This window comes from Pseudanabaena cinerea FACHB-1277, from assembly GCF_014696345.1.
Classification (GTDB): Bacteria; Cyanobacteriota; Cyanobacteriia; order Pseudanabaenales; family Pseudanabaenaceae; genus Pseudanabaena; species Pseudanabaena cinerea.
On sequence record NZ_JACJPY010000011.1, the window covers coordinates 43538 to 60983 of the forward strand.

Sequence of the window (17446 nt, forward strand, 5' to 3'; positions counted from 1 at the left end):
ATTTCTCTGGGGTGTTAGTTTGACTGGCATTGGATTGTAATTGGATCGAATAAGTCTGCGTCATCTGGCAACAGGTTGTTCAATAGTTTTGCCACTTCATCGGCATTTAGAGGAGAAAATAGGTGATGCCCTTGCCCTGCATGGCAGTTATGGAATTTCAGGAAATTCAGTTGTTCTTCGGTCTCTATTCCTTCTGCAATCACATTTAATCCTAAATTAATGCCCAAAATGATGATCGCCTTCACGATTTCGCCATCACCGCTATCCATTTTTAAATGAGAGATAAAGGAGCGATCAATTTTTAGCGTATGAATCGGGAATTGGTGTAAATAGCTCAGAGAGGAATAACCTGTGCCGAAGTCATCAATGCAGATCCGAACATTTTGGTCGCTTAGTTCCGATAAAATTTGATTGGCGATCGAAGTTTTCTCAAGGAGAATACTTTCTGTAATCTCAATTTTTAAATTAGCATTTCGCAAGTTGGTTTGTGCCAAAATCTGATTGATCTGCTCGGTCAATCCATATTGATTGAATTGTCGCGCCGATAGATTTACATGGATAGTAAGTTGTTCGGCGGCGGGATAAAGCTGCTGCCAGATTTGCATTTGACGACAGGCTTCCTGCAATACCCAGAAATCAATCATGACAATTAGTCCAATATCCTCGGCTAATGGCACAAATGAAGCTGGATATATTATGCCCCTTTCGGGATGTTGCCATCGGATCAGCGATTCAAGACCAATAATTTTCCTTGATTGCAGACATACAATCGGTTGATATTGCAGAATAAATTCATTGCGCTCGATCGCTCGGCGTAGTTCATTTTCAAGACGTAGCTTTTGAAAAGCCTCACTATGCATTACCGTAGTAAATACTTCATAGCGATCCCTGCCCGACTCTTTGGCGCGATACATGGCGGTATCTGCATCTCGCAGCAATTCTTCGGGGCTAAGATAATTGCTACTATTTAGCGCAATGCCAATACTGGTACTAACAAATATTTCCTGACCATTGATTAAGATTGGCAACTTTAGGCGTTCTTGGATTCTTTGAGCGACATCAATCACATCCTTTACGCCATTGATGCTTTCCAGCAGCATCACAAATTCATCACCTCCCAACCTTGCCACCGTGTCCCCCGTTCGCAAACATCCTACTAATCGTTCGGAAACCGTTTGTAATAGTACATCCCCTGCTAAATGTCCAAGGCTGTCATTGATCAATTTGAAGCGATCTAGGTCTAGAAACATGACGGCGAAATCGGCGGCTGGCAATGCTTCTGCCTGGACATACGATCGCCTCTGGGAAAGGTGCATCGCGTGATTGAGTCGGTCTAGAAAGAGGGAACGATTGGGCAGTCCTGTTAAGGCATCATGGAAAGCATCATGGCGCAGTTGGGCTTCAATCTTTTGACGTTCCATCAGTTCCTTTTGGGCGCTTTGATAGAGATTGGCTTGATGGATGGCGATCGCGCATTGATCCGCAATTACCTTAACCAGCGATCGCACCTCCTCCGACCATTGCCCATGATGCTCAAGGAAATATAGACTAATGCCCCCGCAGTAAATATTTTGATAAATTAAAGGTGTAATCAACATTGAGAGAATGCCGTAGGATTCCGCCAGTTCGCGTACCTCCGTATGGGTATCTTCATCCACACGCTCGATCGCAATTTGCTCCCCCTGCGCCAAATGCTGCTGATAGAAATCATAAAATCCACAGTAAACGCCTAAAAATTCATCATTTTGCTGTTGCTGAAGAGTTGAGGGTAATTTGCTGATGTAACTAGATCGCATTTTGCCATTATGGTCAGGGCGAAAGATCAAACAATGTGAAACCTGCAAGGATTCTTGTAATAGATTGGCGGTAATTTGTAAGACCTCATCGAGAATAAGCGTACCGCGCATGGCTTGGAGAATGCGATTGATGATTGTTTCTCGCCATGCCTGTCGCTGGATTTTGGCGATCGCCTCCCTCTGTTGTTGTCGCAAATCAAACTCTGCCAATGCTCTGTGCAGTACCAATGGCAGTCGAAAGAGCCGCTCCTTTAATACATAGTCGGTCATCCCCGCCTTGATACATTCCACTGCCGCCTCTTCACCAAGGCTGCCCGTAACCAAAATAAAAGGAATATCCTGCGATGATTGCTGGAGATATTGCAGCGCCTGTAAGCCATTGAGCTTTGGTAAGCGATAATCTGACAATACTGCATCATAGCTAGTTTCTCGCAGAAATTGCTGACATTCTGCGGATGTGGCAGCCACGTCATAGGTGACATTAATGTTGGCTGCTGCCAATTCCAAAATGACCAACTCAGCATCGGCGCTTACATCTTCGATGAGCAGTAAGTGCAGCGATCGCGATTGTGTGAGTTGCTGCATCTCTATCTCGCTAGATCTTCTGGATTCCGATGTAAAGTCTTGCATTATTTACGGATATCAAGTTGTAAGTAAATTCAGATTAATTATTTATACTCATTAATGCCCATCAGTTACTAGGAATTAGTCAACCAACTAAATATTCTTAGTTGCTGATTGGTCTGCTCATAAATGGGGTAGAAATAATATTTTTTCAGTGTATCTAAAAAAATTATTGAATATACTCCCTTTTGTCATAAATTGCTACCCTTTAGCGAGCAAATTGATTAACAAAAAAGCCAAACTGGCGATCGCTAACTGGTCAAATGAAACTTTCCGTTACTTTCTACTGATTTATGAGGGCAATTGGTTGAGCATCATCCAATAAAAACCAACTTGTCTGGACACCTCCACAAATTGATGAAAATCTAGCGGCTTAACGATGTAACTATTTACACCAAGGTCATAACAAGCCTGCAAATCACGATTCTCCGCAGATGAGGTCATCACTACCACTACCAAATTACGAGTGCGCGGCGCTTCGCGAATAAGTTGCAGGACGCTAATGCCATTAATTTTCGGGAGTTTGAGATCCAAGAGAACTAGACGTGGCAGGGGGGCTGTTGGGGGTTGTCCATCTCGCCCAAACAGGTAATGTACTGCTTGTTCGCCGTCATAGACAATATCGATCTTATTAACAAAGTTATAGTTGCTCAGTGCGATCTGAATTAGTTCAACGTCATTGGGATCATCTTCAACTAACAAGATTTGACTTGGTTCCATATTGTGCCAAAAGTTAATCATAACTTTTCCATGACATTTTACAGCTAAGCAAAAGGGAAGAGATGATCTTATTTGGGTAAAGCAGTTAGATCCTGTTGGAAAAGTCTTGGTATTCGCCTTATGAAAGGCGGGAAAGATTAAAAAAGTCCCCCTTTACAAGGTAGATTTAGGGGGATCAAAACTTTTAAAACACGTTCTTACCGATCAAAATAGCTAAAGGAAAAGACTTGAAAGTCTCGCTTAGCAAAATTTCCAAGTCTTTTTGGGGTTTATATTGGAGCGCAAAGCAATGTAAATGCTAGGTTTTAAGTGCTGGGTAATAAGACTTCAAATTCAGTACCGATGGTGACATCACCGTTATTGTTCAAGTAAGGCGATCGCAGGATAATTTTGCCATTATGCTGCTGGGTGATGATTTGATGACAAATTGCTAAACCTAAACCCGTACCCTTGCCCTGCCCCTTGGTGGTGAAGAAGTTGTCAAAAATACGACTTTGAATTTCCTTAGGAATACCCATACCATTGTCTGAAATTTTGATCGATAGCCAATTGCGATTATCAAGCTCGGTAATGGCGCTATGGATCATTACAATGGGCTGCCAATGGGCAAGCGTTTGGGTGGCAGCACGCTCTGTCCCATCATCAGCAACTAGCAAATGACTGCGCTGTTCAATGAGTTCAGGACGCGATTGCATCTCCATCAACGCATCTAAGGCATTGCTGATCAAATTCATAAATACTTGAATTAGGCGATCGCTGTAGCCATTGACCGATGGCAGCTTTGTATAGCTCTTAACAATCTGCACATTTCTAATCCGCCCACTGAGGATCGTCAAGCTGCTATCAACACAGTCTAATAAATCGATCAGTCCAGGATTTGTATGCTCCTCCATATGGGACAGGCTCTGCAAAGTATCCACCAAACGCCGCAAATATTTTGCCCCAGACTGAATGCTCCGCACCACCTGCGGTAAGTCAGAGCGCACAAACTCCCAATCCACATTTTCAAGGGTTTCCACAACCAAAGGCGAAACAGTTCCATACTCTTTCTCATAGGCACGGAGAATCTTCATCACCCCTTCGATGTAGGTTAATAAACATTCAGTATTGCCATAGATTGCTGAAACAGGATTGCGGATATCATGGGATACTTCAGCCACGATCTGCCCCAAGCTTGCCATTTTCTCGGTTTGGATCATTGTGCTTTGGGTCTGTTCTCGCAGCAGTTTGGTGGCTAATTCATGGATATAAGACTGTGACTGCAACAGATCATGGACATCTAGTATGCGGTACTGTTCATCTTCTAGCTGCACCACCAATGGCTCGTAAATATCATCACTGCCACGACCAAGGGCTAACTGGGAAGCCATCACAATGGACATATTGCCAATCAACTTCAAAGGCTCACCATTAAACTGCTCATACATCACCCGCAAAGGTCTTTTAGTAAATAATTCCAGTGCGTAGGGACGGCTAAGGCATTCTAGAAAACGCCGCCGCGATATCATTCCGATATATTTGCCCTTGTCGGAAATCAATAATGCTGGCAATAGAGGATCAGCTTTAAACAACTCCTTGGCAAATGCCCCTGTTTTGTCTAGCTCCACTTGCACATGATAAAGATGTAACTGCGAAATTGTGGAGTCTAGAGCTAAATGCTGCATGGGATTGTCATCCACAACTGTATCTGATGTCGCAGGCTCTGCTTCGGTTGCCATGACCATGAGGGGGATCATTGCCATCTTTCGCGCCAACTCTTGAGTGGCGGTTTGGCGAATATTTCTACCCTTGATAGCGCCGCGATCTAATTGGTTTTGTTGTTGCTTAAAACTATTAATTACCGATGCCAAAGAATCGGGATTAATTTCAATACCTAACGTTGTGGCGACAGTCTCAAAGGCGATCGCTAGGTTATCTAAGGAAGTCTTAGGCAGCAAATCTACAGCACCACGACGGGTTGCCCAGCGTTTTTCTACTTCTTTTATTTGTGATTGTCGAGGATTAATCAGCAGAACTTTGGTTTCGGGTGCATTTTCGGTACACCATTTACATAGTTCAGTTGCTAATAAAGAAGTACCGCCACCATAACGAATGCCAATGTCAGAAATTATTAATGATGGCAAGTTTTGCTGAGATTGTTGCTTTTGTTCTAGGAGTTTTAATAAATTTTCACTGTCAGGAGCAGCCCACACTTCTAGGTTGTGGGAAGACAGGGTGGTGTGCCAAATTAAAGACTCTTCCTCAGATAACTGAGCAAGTAAAATAGATTTAGCCATGCAACCCCCAAGTTATTATTAATAGTTATCATAAATTATCAATAGTTAGGCTATGAATTCAAGAAAAGACAGATAACCAAAGGTTAACCTAATGTTAATAAATTGGTTTAGCGATAGAATAGGGCAAAGCAAGAATAAAGCAACAACAGGGCATTAGACTTTTCATGATACGAATTTGTATTCTTGGTGGTGGTTTTGGGGGCTTATATACAGCCTTACATCTTGCGCGTCTGCCTTGGGTGGTTAGCCCTGAAATTATCCTGATTGATCGCCGCGATCGCTTTTTATTTACGCCGTTTCTCTATGAGCTAGTGACAGCCGAACTGCAAGAATGGGAGGTCGCGCCCACCTTTGCCGAGCTATTGGTGGGTACGAATATTAAGTTTGTGCAAGCTGATGTTGTCGGCATTGATCTAGACCAGCATTGCTTGCAAATGGATACAGGCAATATTGGGCAGCCGACGATGCTCAATTATGATCGCCTTGTAATAGCGATCGGTGGCGAAACGCCGATGCAAATGGTATCGGGGGCAGCAACCTATGCGATCGCTTTCCGTAACCTGCAAGATTTCCATCGACTAAATAGTAAATTGTCGCTTTTAGAAGCTAGCAATCGCGATAAAATTCGGGTTTGTGTGGCGGGAGGCGGTAGCAGTGGGGTGGAACTTGCCTGTAAGCTTGCCGATCGCCTCAAAGAGAGGGGCAGGGTTAGGCTGGTTGATCGCAATGACAAAATTCTGAGCCGATCTACTGACGCGAATCGGGCGATCGCAGAGAAGGCTTTATCTGCCCGTGGGGTCTGGACTGACCTGAATACAAGGGTTGTCGAAATTACAGATACTGAGATTACCCTTGATTATGCTGGCGGTAGTGATACCCTGCCCGTTGATCTGGTGATGTGGACGGTGGGCAGTGCCTTCTCTAGTTTGTTGCGCGATTTGCCGATTCGCCATAGTGCTAAGGGGGCGATCGTGACTGAACCCACCTTGCAAGTATCAGGATTCCCAGATGTCTGGGCGATCGGGGATGCGGCTGAATGTCTTGATGCAGATGGCAAGGTCTTACCCGCTACCGCCCAAGTTGCCTTTCAACAGTCTCAATATTGTGCATGGAATATTTGGGCGAGCCTCAACCAAAAGCCCTTGGTCAACTTCAGCTATATTCCCCTTGGTGAATTTATTAGCTTAGGCATTGATGGGGCAACTGCTTCTATTTTTGGGAAATTTAGTATTGAAGGTTTACCTGCCCATGTACTGCGCCGCTTTGCCTATTTACTAAGAATGCCAACCCTACAACATCAATGGAAAATTGGCACCCATTGGGTTACTAAGCCGCTCATTGAGCTATTTAGAAATTCGGTTATTAAATAAAAGAAATGGAGTGCTTGGCACTCCATTTCTTTTATTCTTCTGTTTCAGGGTTTGTTTCTTCTGTTTCTAGGGTAGGGGCGCTGGCGATATCTGATAGACTGGCGGCTCCAGATTTAGCACCTTTTTTCTTCCGTTTTTTCACGACAGAGCGTGTCCATTTGGTTTGATTCCAGATGCAGATAAAAACTATTGCCGATACCAAAGCTTCAAAGTAAGACTTGCCAGACTGCTTGACCAACTGACGAAAAGCCCTAGCCTTTTGATCTTCCAGTCTAGTTCTTAACTCATTTTCATTTTTGGCAATTTCTGCTGCCAATTGTGTGCGTAGCTCTGCGGGGTTTTCCTTATTGAGCTTGATATTAGGAGACTGACGTTCAATAAATTCAGCCGCCTTTTTGAGGTTACTGTCATCGGTGTTTTTGAGGTTTTCTTTAGCAGTATTGAACTGGGCTAGTTGTTGGGTGGCAACCGAACTTGCCTGATTATTATTGTCATTGTTAATGCGAATGGCGGCACTAATACCAATTAGGAGCATCACGATATAGATAACACCCAATAATAAACTCAGCCAAGATAATACCTTGAGGAGGGTTTTGCCGAAGGAAGATCGCGCTGTAGATTCTCCATAAAATATTAAAACCATGCCGATAATTGGCACAGGCGAACTGCCCGAAAACTTTGTTAAAGTGCTTAGCTCCCAGACGGGATCTTGCCCAAATCTGGGCGGCAATAGGGCTTCGCCAAAGTTAGCAAGGGCGAGTAGTAGCAAACCATAACCTGCAAGACGGAGGAGATTAGCAGTAATAGTTTCGGTACTACTTGAGGTGGAATTACTCATTTTTATTTTTATTTTTATTTTTATTTTTATTTTTGGCTTGTGTTTGGTTTGATACAGTCTGCTGTGGATTAAATTAGCATAAAAGGAATGTGTGAAAAGGCGGCTTAGATGTCTTTTCACGCATTCCTTTTAGTTTCCAGTAAGCGCAAAGTGCTGTATTTATTATTTATTGCTTGACACTCTAAGGTTGTGGAAAACGAATTTTCCACCATTCATACCATAAAATCCAGACCTTCTCTAGTTTTTGATCGATTATGGCGCGATCACCACCAGTATTAAAGGGGGTGGATAAAACTGTCCAGAGACAACGGCGATCGCGCAAATCTGTTTGTCCTAATAGCCACTTAATCACCACAACGCGATCAGTAGCACTTTTACTAGCATTATCATCAAACTGTTCTCTTGTAACCGTAGAAATGCCTCGTGGATTGATGCAAGCGGTCAAGTAAACTCGGTTTTGATACTCAAAAATAAGGTAATAACCTAGATCGTTTTTACGAACTTGTTGCCGCAGTTTATCTTCATCAATTTCAAGATTGGCTAACTCTTTTAGAAACAATAAAATATTGCCTTCGGTTCCAAAAAGATAGCGAATATCTAGATCTAGGGGTAAGCCATCGACTAAATATTTATAGCTTTGACCAGAAACATAGCGCGGCTTGCCATAAAATTCTTTTTTGTCAATAATTACCTTTGGCTTGTCATTTGGTGAAATGTTTGGCACAACATTAGGGTTTGTCCAATCTATTTGTTCGGGAAATGTAAATGCGGTGGGTTTGCCAATATTGCCATCAAGTAGCGATCGCCCCAAAATCAGTAAAGCCCCACCCAAGAAAATACTCAATAAACTAATCCGTAATTGGTATTGTCTTTTAGGCTCTGGCGATCTGACCTCTGGTGATTGCATCTCTGGCGATATGTTTGGATCTGGCTTTGGCTCAAGATCCAGCCCTGGATCTAAATCCTTGTTCTCCAAGATATTTAGATCTTGCTCAACATTACTATTTTCTTCGTTAGTTAAATCATTCATTAACCTATCCACTAAATCACTTCATGTCTGTAGCCTAATATATCTGTAGCCCAAAAACTTGCAGCACAGTATGAATAACTCTCCTATTGATATTCCTAATGCCCCAACATGGCTTGATCGCTTAGGTAATTGGAACCCACAACTATTGCGAGAAATTCGAGGCAGATTAAAACGGCGTAACCTAATTGTTGCCGTCAGTGTATCACTGTTATTTCAGGTCTTGCTTTTGTTGTTTTACAGTCAGCGATTACCTGTCAATGATTGCTATATTCAACCTGGGGGCTTTGGCTGTGCTACATCATGGACAGAGTGGTGGCGGGAACAGTTTCGTTTCTTGGCATGGGTTGAGCCATTTCTACTGTTTTTAACAGGAATCTACAGCATTGTTGCCGATTTGTCCCTAGAGGATTATAAAGGTACGCTCAATTTTATTCGCATTAGTCCGCGATCAAGTGTCAGCATCTTGTTGGGTAAAGTGATGGGTGTGCCTTTGCTTGCCTATATTAGTTTGGGGCTGATTATTCCCTATCACCTAGTCACCGCGATCAAGGGTGATGTGGCGATCGCCTTTATGTTGAGCTTTTATATAATGCTAATCGGCACAGCTTTTTTGCTATTTAGTGCGTCACTGCTGATCGCATTGCTGAGTGGGTGGCAAGCAAAATTTGGCGGACAGGTATCGGCAGGGGCTTTGTTATTTGCCTTTATTAGTTTTATTTGGATTAGCCCCGCATTTATGTGGTGGAATTCCATCACAACATGGAGCGCCTATAGTGAATTTTTGTATGGACGTGCTATTGCACCCATAACGGCCGAATGGTGGTACTTGCCAATTAGCAATAACATTTGGGCGGCTCATGGGTTTAATATCGGTAATTTATTGGTGTTTAATCTGGCAATTTGGCGCATTCTCGAACGCAGGTTTCATAACCCCACCGCCACGATCGCCAGCAAAGGACAGAGCTATGTGATTACCGCCTATCTAGAGATTTTGATGTTGGGCTTTTGTGTGCAGTCTTGGGTGAATCAAAGTGATGCTAATGAGTTTGAATTGCAACTAATCATGTTGCTGCTCCTGTATATTGCGAATTCCTTGATCTTTTTGTCAGCGATCGCCGCCCTCACGCCGCCCCGCCAAGCGCTACTGGATTGGGTCAGATTTGGGGCTCTATCGACCACTGAGGAGCATCCTTCAGGTTGGCTTTACATTCTCCGCGACCTGATCTGGTCAGATAAAAGCCCTGCACCCGTGGCAATTTTGCTGAATTTACTATTCACCCATCTCCCAATTTTGATCTGGGTTAATTCTTGGAAAAACCCCTCAGCCCAAGCCAAGGCTTTGATTGTAATTGCATCCTTTGTTTTAACATCCCTATTGATTTCCTTGATCAATCAATTGATCATGTTCCTCAAAACCCGTAACCCTAGCGCTTGGTCGACGGGAGCAATTTTGGGGCTGATCGTTTTGCCAAGCCTGACCATGCTGAGCTTATCGATTAGCCCCGATCGCTATGGCAGTGTTTGGTTGTTTTTTGGCTATCCTTGGGCAATTTTAACTAATATCAAACAAATCGACCTAATTGCAGGCTTCAGCGCCCAAATTTCTGTAATTATTGCCCTCTCATTGCAGTTCGTCCATCGATTGCAACGCGCAAATAATATGGCAAAGTAAATGTAGAAATAGCACGACCATTTCTACAATTCAAAAACCATAAAAGCGCCGCCTTTATGATTTCTAGATTTTAAAGCAGCCTTAGTAATCGTAGGGATTTTTGGGCTCGGCAATCTCGGTAATATTGTTAGCTACGATCAGCACCTGCCGATTACTACCAGTGCCATCCACATCGATTTGCCCTTCCACCTTAAGCCAGCGATCGGGCGGATAGTTAACTCGACTGCCTGAGATTTTGACGGGTAAACTCACGGGATAAACATCGGCGGCGCAGCAGGTAATGATGAACCGCGTAATCAAAAACATATTGTCGGGCTGGTCGGGAGAATGCACCACAAATCCCGTCACATTTACCTTCTGCCCCCTATAGGCATCAGGCTCAGGATAGGCACTGACAGTCCGTACCCATTCCACCAAGGTGCGTTGTTCGGGGCGGTTACTAGCACGGAAAGATTGCGGCACAGTACGGGCATCGGCAATGGTTTCAATTACACCGCGATGAATGGCTTTTTCGCTAGTGAAGGGGCGCGGCTCGATCAAGAAAGAAGAGATCGCCACCAATAATAGTAAGCTGCTGCCTAGGGATGGCTTAAAAAGGGTGGTATGACCTTGCCGATTAGACCGCCGCCTCTGCCATACGCGCCATGCCTCGGTAAATCCCACCATAGTAAGCAGAAATGCGGCGATGATCGTTAGAGGGATATAGTTAGGATGAATTAGTAGGTACAGTCTTCCCGTCAGCCACAATCTAAATAGGGCAATTCCCCATGCGGCGATCGCCCATGATTCCAGCCAAGGGGCAAACCTTTGCCAGATTTTTTGCCACAGATTCGGGTGACGGACGGGGTTAGCAGATTTCGATGACATTATGCCAAGAGGGATACGGTTTTTGTGAATAGTGGCGATCTAATTGATTGGTGTCTTTACTTGAAACTCCCCGTACTCTCTGTAACGGGGATTCCTGATTCAACGAGACAATTTAGCAAGCAGACTTCCATCAACTTGACAAAGGTCTAACTCAACCTAAGTGTTAATTTGGGTATACCCTAACCTCTAATCGACCAATAGCTAAGATATTCAAAGATGCATTGTGGTCACGATCTAATATAATTCCACAATGTCCACAATGATGTGTTCTGTTGCTCAATGTTCTGACAACTTGCTTGTCGCAAAAGGAATCTATTAGATTTGCGAGAGATGTAATCACACATCCCCATGAGTAAGACCTAATACTTTTCAACATATCTATATCATCCTTAGTACCACTTAATCAAGGTGAATTTTATACTGGGAAGGGAACAGAAACATCCTTGAGTCTCTCAGTATAGTTATCACATAGCTTTTGTCAATTGTTGCAAGATAGTGACTAGCTTGTTAGAATACTTGTGTAGTTCCCCTAAGTTTCCAGCTTCCTTAATTTGCAGAGTGACAGAAGAGAGCTACAATCTCCTACTCGCTAGGGGGACGCAATCGACTGCAAATTAATATTAAGACTCGATTCAATTGGTATTACATCGGTATTATATTTATGGTACTGTCAAATATCAGGCACTGGTTCCGCCCAATGAGGAGCAGAAAGTCTTATTCAGCAAGGAGTGTAGGAATCTGTTGTCAAAGCTGGTTAACGTGGTTTTTGAGCAAAAAGTGCCTGTACACCCTGTTTTTGTGTTAGGTTACTGCCATACAAGATTCTTTTAATTAAAACCATAACCCTTGCTATGCTTGGCTTTTACTTCCTCACTGGGCGGAACCAGTGCCAAATATCAAAACTGTCTAAAATTACAGCAACCATCCAAGGGGGGTGGTGGTGTGTTTGAGTCTCATCACATGACTTAAAGTAAGACAAATCAGTGTTAGATCACATCAAAAATTGCTGGAATAACCTTTGCTTGCTCACCCCTTGGATAAGTACAAACCATCAATACAATCAGAGGGTTAAACATGACAGAAAATCTAGATTCTAATCAGCAGACGCTGGCAGAGCGGTCTAGCCTGAGTACTCGCGCAGCGAAGCAGTTGGCTACAACCACCAAGACTGCTCCGCAGATGCAGGGCATCACATCGCGCTGGATTAGTCGCCTGTTGCCTTGGGTGGAGCTGCGCGGCGGCTCCTACCGTGTCAATCGCCGCTTGACCTATGCACTAGGTGATGGTCGTGTCACTTTTACGAACGTTGGGTCAACGATTCAAGTAATTCCTCAAGAGTTGCGCGAACTAGCCTTTCTGCGAGACTTTGAAGATGAGGCTGTTTTGAATGCCTTGGCTGATCGCTTTGTGCAGCAAGAGTTTCAACCTGGTGATGTGCTGGTAGACAAGGGAACCCCCGCCGACCAGATAGTACTGATTGCTCACGGCAAGGTCAGTAAGATTGGTACAGGCAAGTATGGCGATGAGGTAGAGCTTGCGGTGTTGACCAATGGCGATCACTTTGCCTATCAAGCCATTCTTGAATCAGAAGATCTATGGGACTTCACCATCAAAGCGATCACACGTTGTACGGTCTTAGCACTAACACAAAGCTCCTTTGAAGAACTGCTCAACTCCTCAGAGTCACTTCAGGCACACATTGAGGCATTTCGCACCCAACCCCAAAAAGATCAGGATCGGTACGGTCAATCCGCCATTGATCTAGCCGCCGGTCACAGTGGTGAACCAGTGCTGCCCGCAACCTTTGTCGACTACGAAACCTCTCCACGTGAATATGAGCTAAGCTTGGCGCAGACAGTACTGCGTGTTCATACCCGCGTTGCCGACCTCTACAACGAGCCAATGAACCAGATTGCGGAACAGCTTAAGCTAACAGTACACGAGTTGCGTGAACGTCAAGAGTACGAGTTGGTTAACAACCGAGAATTTGGGCTACTGCACAATGCTGACCTCGGTCAGCGCTTCTCTACCCGCAATGGTCCGCCCACACCAGATGATTTTGATGAGCTGATCACCCGCCGCCGCAATGCACAGTACATTTTTGCCCACCCGCGTGCCATTGCAGCCTTCGGTCGGGAGTGCAGCAAGCTAGGGCTCTATCCCGACAGCATTGATATGGGGGGCGAACGAGTGTTGACTTGGCGCAACATCCCGATTTTGCCCTGCGACAAGATTCCCATTAGCAACACCCAGACCAGTTCTGTGATCGTTGTCCGTACTGGTGAAGATAATCAGGGCTTAGTAGGGCTTCGCCCCGCAGCATTGCCCGATCAACATGAGCCGGGGTTAAACGTGCGCTTCATGGGCATCAATGAAAAAGCCATCATCTCCTACCTCGTTAGCAACTACTTCTCTGCCGCCATCCTCGTACCCGATGCCGTTGGCGTACTCGAAGATGTCGAACTCGGACGCTAGTAGCTCTAGCTCCCGTTAGAGTTATACAAACATCCAAATGTCGGCATCTTCACCACATAATCATTGAAACACCTATTTAGCAGTAACACATCCCATGTCCACGCCCCACACTATCACTGCCAATAATGTTTTGCGCAGTGAATATCAGAAGTCAGTTGCTAACTATTGGAACCAAGAAAAAAATCCCGTTAATCTTCTGCTTGGTCACGTTGACGGTTATTACCATCATCACTACGGGATCGGCGATGTCGATTGGTCGGTATTGGAATCTCCCGAAAGTGAGCGCGATGATCAGATTATTCGCGAGCTACACCGACTCGAACACGCTCAGGCGGTTTTCCTGCTCGACCATCTGGGCAACGTCAAGCCTGATGACCGCGTGATGGATGGCGGTTCTGGTCGCGGCGGTACCAGTTTCATGGTCAATGAGCGCTTTGGCTGTCAGGTTGATGGAGTGTCCATCTCAAAGTCTCAAGTCGAGTTTGCTAACGACCAGGCTGAACAGCGTGGTGTGGCGGACAAGGTCAAGTTCCACTTTCGCAATATGCTGGATACCGGCTTCGAGACGGGAGCCATGCGTAGCATTTGGACGAATGAGACCACAATGTATGTAGATCTGTTCAATCTGTTCGCCGAGTTTTCTCGCCTTTTGCAGGATGGTGGTCGCTATGCCTGCATTACGGGTTGCTACAACGATGTTACGGGAGGGCGATCGCGAGCTGTCAGCCAGATCGATGCACATTACATCTGTAACATCCATCCGCGCAGTCAATATTTCAAGGCACTAGCGGCGAACAATCTCGTCCCGATTACTGTAACCGATCTGACTCCCCTAACGATTCCCTACTGGGAACTGCGAGCCAAGTCTTCCCTAGTTACAGGGGTCGAGGATTACTTCCTTACTGCATATAAAGAAGGCAGTTTCCACTATCTGCTCATCGTTGCTGACCGCATCATTCGGTAAGGATTATCCAAAATACAACCCGCACCATGGTGTGGTGCGTAGCACGCATACTGCAAACGCACCACACATCACTGCCCTAATACAGGGATAAGAGCATGAAAGATACCAACTTGGATAATACGAGTACCACATTTTTATTTGGTCCGACTGGTCTTGGTACATCCGCCGCTCGCTTTGTGAGTGAGATAGCCAAGGCTGCTCGTACCGATAACCTAGATTCAGGACTACTCCAGACAGATCTCGCCTCGGTGGGGGATTGTGATCCTGCCTATGCAGAGAGAGATTGGGGCGATGGAACTGCCTCACCACTCTACTGCCCCATTACCGAGCGATTCAACGAGCCACTAGCGGACGAGGTCGATGATCGGCTGGCGGTCTGGGCATTGGAATGCGGGTTTGATGAGGACGAGGCGCAGAAAATTCGCAAGGTGCGGTTTGGACGGCTGGTGATGCTAGCTCACCCAGACTGCGATGACCCATCTCGGCTGTTGATTGGGGCCAAGTTGAACATGGCTTGGTGGGCTGCTGATGACTACTATGCTGACGACAGCGAGCTTGGGGCAGATCCAAAGCTGCTCCCCCCTCGTCTTCTGTTGGCGATGACCGCTATGGACCCGCCCCCGCCAGCAGGGGAATTTACGCCCCCGCTAGAAGCCGCGATCGCCGAAGAGCGGGTATTAGTAGCCCTCGGTAGGGGCATTGACTATTTGAGCCAGTATGCCACACCAGAGCAAGTCCAGCGTACCTGTTACGCCACCTTCTCCATGTTCGTCTCTTGGGGGGCTTACGCGGCGTGGCGCTATACCGGCGATTACCCGCCAGCTTGGAAGTATCTGGCTGCGCGACAGCACGACAGCTTCTACACCTCCATGACACTAATCGACCCCATCGGAGGCTACGTCCTCCCACCAGATCTTTTCTTCGATCCACGCGTCCGTCACGCAGCGTTCCTAGCTGGAACGGCAGTCGTTCTGGTCAACGATCTCCTTTCGGTTGCCAAAGATCTGGCAGACGAGCAGCCACCTGTCAACATGGTGCTACAGATTGCGGCGGATCGGGGCTGCTCTATCCAAGAGGCGACGGAGATCACTGTCAAGTTTCATAACGACTTGGTTCATGACTTTCGGGAACGCCACCAGAAGCTCCAAGCTGTACCCAACGTTGAGCTTCAGAGGTTCCTGCGCGGATTGCGCGGCTGGATGGGCGGCGCATTTGAATGGCATAACAGCAACCCGCGCTATAAAAACAGCAACGGTGCTTCACAGCCAGATTCACAATCACTAGCCTAATTATAGAAGCGCACATAGTTCAACCAGATTTCATGCGGTTGAATAAACCAGAGTATGTGTATGTATATAGAAAGCGAGGTAAAAAATGACCCAAGACTTTAACTCCCATGGGCTGGCGGAGCAGTCGAGCCTGAGTACAGATGCGGCGCGGAAGTTAGCCACAACTACCAAGACTACTCCGCAAACTCAGGGTATTAGTTCGCGCTGGATCAGCCGCCTGTTGCCTTGGGTGGAGCTACGCGGCGGATCCTATCGGGTCAACCGACGTTTGACCTATGCGCTGGGTGATGGACGAGTGACCTTTACCAACGTGGGGGCTACCATACGAGTGATCCCGCAAGAGTTGCGCGAAATAGCCCTGTTGCGCGACTTTGACGAGGAGGCAGTGCTAAACAGGTTGGCAGAGCGTTTTGTGCAGCAGGAGTTTCAACCCGGTGATGTGCTGGTGGAAAAGGGAACCCCTGCTGATCAGGTTGTGCTAATTGCCCACGGCAAGGTCAGCAAGATCGGTACGGGGAAGTATGGGGATGACATGGAGCTTGCGGTATTGACCGACGGAGACCACTTCACCTACCAGGCTATTATCGAATCCGCCGATCTCTGGGACTTCACGATGAAGGCGGTTACACGCTGCACAGTCTTGGTGCTAACACAGCAATCGTTTGAAGAGGTGGTGGCTTCCTCTGAATCACTGCAAGCCCACATCGAAGAATTTAAGGCTCGCCCGCCAAAAGCCCAAGATAAATATGGCCAGTCCGCAATTGCGTTAGCTGCTGGTCATACAGGCGAACCCTTGCTGCCCACGACTTTTGTTGATTACGAGACCTCGCCGCGAGAATACGAGTTGAGCCTAGTGCAGACGGTGCTGCGTGTCCATACGCGAGTTGCCGATCTCTACAACGATCCAATGAACCAAATCGAACAACAGCTCAAATTGACTGTGCATGAGTTGCGCGAGCGTCAGGAGTACGAATTGGTCAATAATCAAGAGTTTGGTCTGCTGCACAACGCCGACCTCAGCCAACGCTTCCCCACCCGCAACGGTCTACCTCACCCAGATGATTTTGATGAGCTGATCACCCGCCGCCGCAATTCACAGTATATTTTTGCCCACCCACGTGCCATCGCTGCCTTTGCGCGTCAGTGCAACAAGATGGGGATTGATTTAGAAAGTATCGATGTAGGTGGAAACCGAATTCCAGCTTGGCGCGGCATTCCTATCTATCCTTGTGGCAAAATCCCCATTGACAGAACGACTCAAACCACATCGATTATCGTTATGCGTACTGGTGAGGACAATCAGGGCGTGGTAGGTCTTCGACCTGCGGAGTTGCCTGATCAATATGAGTCAGGATTGAATGTACGCTTTATGGGTATTAACGAAAAGGCCATCATCTCCTATCTAGTCAGCAACTACTTCTCCGCTGCGATCCTTGTCCCCGATGCTGTCGGCATTCTCGAGGATGTCGAGATCGGGCGGTAGGAAGTCAGTTTGTTTTTTTGATGTTGATTTTGGAAAATATTC

13 protein-coding genes are annotated in these 17446 nt (G+C 46.1%); 6 read left to right on the plus strand and 7 right to left on the minus strand.

Features of this window, described 5'->3' with window-relative positions:
* Window positions 1–14: 14 nt before the first annotated feature.
* The 3 genes from H6F44_RS05835 to H6F44_RS05845 all read right to left on the minus strand — a co-directional run bounded on the left by H6F44_RS05835 (window position 15) and on the right by H6F44_RS05845 (window position 5416).
* Window positions 15–2426 carry a two-component system response regulator gene (locus tag H6F44_RS05835; RefSeq protein ID WP_190350017.1) on the minus strand — a complete coding sequence of 804 codons (2412 nt, stop codon included), beginning with the start codon at window positions 2424–2426 and terminating at the stop codon, window positions 15–17.
* A 285-nt stretch (window positions 2427–2711) separates the two neighbouring features.
* The gene (locus tag H6F44_RS05840) at window positions 2712–3161 is read right to left on the minus strand and encodes a response regulator (RefSeq protein ID WP_242016454.1); all 450 of its coding nucleotides are present in this window, start codon (window positions 3159–3161) and stop codon (window positions 2712–2714) included.
* Window positions 3162–3445: 284 nt separating this feature from the next.
* Window positions 3446–5416: a hybrid sensor histidine kinase/response regulator gene (locus H6F44_RS05845; protein ID WP_190350018.1), complete on the minus strand. Its 1971-nt coding sequence runs from the start codon at window positions 5414–5416 to the stop codon at window positions 3446–3448.
* A 164-nt stretch (window positions 5417–5580) separates the two neighbouring features.
* Between H6F44_RS05845 and H6F44_RS05850 the strand changes: the two genes are divergently transcribed.
* Window positions 5581–6786: an NAD(P)/FAD-dependent oxidoreductase gene (locus H6F44_RS05850; protein ID WP_190350019.1), complete on the plus strand. Its 1206-nt coding sequence runs from the start codon at window positions 5581–5583 to the stop codon at window positions 6784–6786.
* Between the two features lie 31 nt (window positions 6787–6817).
* Here H6F44_RS05850 and hpsJ-A read toward each other — a convergent pair whose 3' ends face one another.
* Together hpsJ-A and H6F44_RS05860 are read right to left on the minus strand one after the other, a co-directional pair.
* Window positions 6818–7624, minus strand: coding sequence for an HpsJ-like protein, cyanoexosortase A-associated (gene hpsJ-A / locus H6F44_RS05855; RefSeq protein WP_190350020.1), 807 nt, complete (start codon window positions 7622–7624; stop codon window positions 6818–6820).
* A 181-nt stretch (window positions 7625–7805) separates the two neighbouring features.
* A complete protein-coding gene (locus H6F44_RS05860; protein WP_190350021.1) occupies window positions 7806–8654 on the minus strand; it encodes a cyanoexosortase A system-associated protein in 849 nt (282 codons plus the stop codon).
* A 70-nt stretch (window positions 8655–8724) separates the two neighbouring features.
* Between H6F44_RS05860 and H6F44_RS05865 the strand changes: the two genes are divergently transcribed.
* Window positions 8725–10326, plus strand: coding sequence for a hypothetical protein (locus H6F44_RS05865; RefSeq protein ID WP_190350022.1), 1602 nt, complete (start codon window positions 8725–8727; stop codon window positions 10324–10326).
* A gap of 81 nt (window positions 10327–10407) precedes the next feature.
* Here H6F44_RS05865 and H6F44_RS05870 read toward each other — a convergent pair whose 3' ends face one another.
* Window positions 10408–11193: a TIGR03943 family putative permease subunit gene (locus H6F44_RS05870; protein ID WP_190350023.1), complete on the minus strand. Its 786-nt coding sequence runs from the start codon at window positions 11191–11193 to the stop codon at window positions 10408–10410.
* A gap of 163 nt (window positions 11194–11356) precedes the next feature.
* The gene (locus tag H6F44_RS05875) at window positions 11357–11569 is read right to left on the minus strand and encodes a transposase (RefSeq protein WP_242016455.1); all 213 of its coding nucleotides are present in this window, start codon (window positions 11567–11569) and stop codon (window positions 11357–11359) included.
* A gap of 698 nt (window positions 11570–12267) precedes the next feature.
* Between H6F44_RS05875 and H6F44_RS05880 the strand changes: the two genes are divergently transcribed.
* The 4 genes from H6F44_RS05880 (at window position 12268) to H6F44_RS05895 (ending at window position 17404) form a co-directional block, all read left to right on the plus strand.
* On the plus strand, window positions 12268–13668 hold the full coding sequence (locus tag H6F44_RS05880; protein ID WP_190350024.1) for a family 2B encapsulin nanocompartment shell protein: 1401 nt from the start codon (window positions 12268–12270) through the stop codon (window positions 13666–13668).
* Window positions 13669–13762: 94 nt separating this feature from the next.
* Window positions 13763–14632 (plus strand): geranyl diphosphate 2-C-methyltransferase, encoded by an 870-nt coding sequence (locus tag H6F44_RS05885; protein ID WP_190350025.1) that lies wholly within the window; start codon window positions 13763–13765, stop codon window positions 14630–14632.
* Window positions 14633–14727: 95 nt separating this feature from the next.
* Complete coding sequence (locus tag H6F44_RS05890; protein WP_190350026.1) at window positions 14728–15921, plus strand: family 2 encapsulin nanocompartment cargo protein terpene cyclase; 1194 nt, start codon at window positions 14728–14730, stop codon at window positions 15919–15921.
* An 85-nt stretch (window positions 15922–16006) separates the two neighbouring features.
* Entirely contained in the window at window positions 16007–17404 is a 1398-nt protein-coding gene (locus tag H6F44_RS05895) for a family 2B encapsulin nanocompartment shell protein (protein ID WP_190350027.1), read from the plus strand.
* Window positions 17405–17446 lie beyond the last annotated feature (42 nt).

Excerpts from the sequence above, each read along its gene's own strand:
- H6F44_RS05865 (WP_190350022.1), top strand. The coding sequence starts at position 8,725 with ATGAATAACTCTCCTATTGATATTCCTAATGCCCCAACATGGCTTGAT.
- H6F44_RS05860 (WP_190350021.1), bottom strand. The coding sequence starts at position 8,654 with ATGAATGATTTAACTAACGAAGAAAATAGTAATGTTGAGCAAGATCTA.
- hpsJ-A (WP_190350020.1), bottom strand. The coding sequence starts at position 7,624 with ATGAGTAATTCCACCTCAAGTAGTACCGAAACTATTACTGCTAATCTC.
- H6F44_RS05870 (WP_190350023.1), bottom strand. The coding sequence starts at position 11,193 with ATGTCATCGAAATCTGCTAACCCCGTCCGTCACCCGAATCTGTGGCAA.
- H6F44_RS05835 (WP_190350017.1), bottom strand. The coding sequence starts at position 2,426 with ATGCAAGACTTTACATCGGAATCCAGAAGATCTAGCGAGATAGAGATG.
- H6F44_RS05875 (WP_242016455.1), bottom strand. The coding sequence starts at position 11,569 with ATGTTGAAAAGTATTAGGTCTTACTCATGGGGATGTGTGATTACATCT.
- H6F44_RS05885 (WP_190350025.1), top strand. The coding sequence starts at position 13,763 with ATGTCCACGCCCCACACTATCACTGCCAATAATGTTTTGCGCAGTGAA.
- H6F44_RS05840 (WP_242016454.1), bottom strand. The coding sequence starts at position 3,161 with ATGATTAACTTTTGGCACAATATGGAACCAAGTCAAATCTTGTTAGTT.
- H6F44_RS05880 (WP_190350024.1), top strand. The coding sequence starts at position 12,268 with ATGACAGAAAATCTAGATTCTAATCAGCAGACGCTGGCAGAGCGGTCT.
- H6F44_RS05890 (WP_190350026.1), top strand. The coding sequence starts at position 14,728 with ATGAAAGATACCAACTTGGATAATACGAGTACCACATTTTTATTTGGT.
- H6F44_RS05845 (WP_190350018.1), bottom strand. The coding sequence starts at position 5,416 with ATGGCTAAATCTATTTTACTTGCTCAGTTATCTGAGGAAGAGTCTTTA.
- H6F44_RS05895 (WP_190350027.1), top strand. The coding sequence starts at position 16,007 with ATGACCCAAGACTTTAACTCCCATGGGCTGGCGGAGCAGTCGAGCCTG.
- H6F44_RS05850 (WP_190350019.1), top strand. The coding sequence starts at position 5,581 with ATGATACGAATTTGTATTCTTGGTGGTGGTTTTGGGGGCTTATATACA.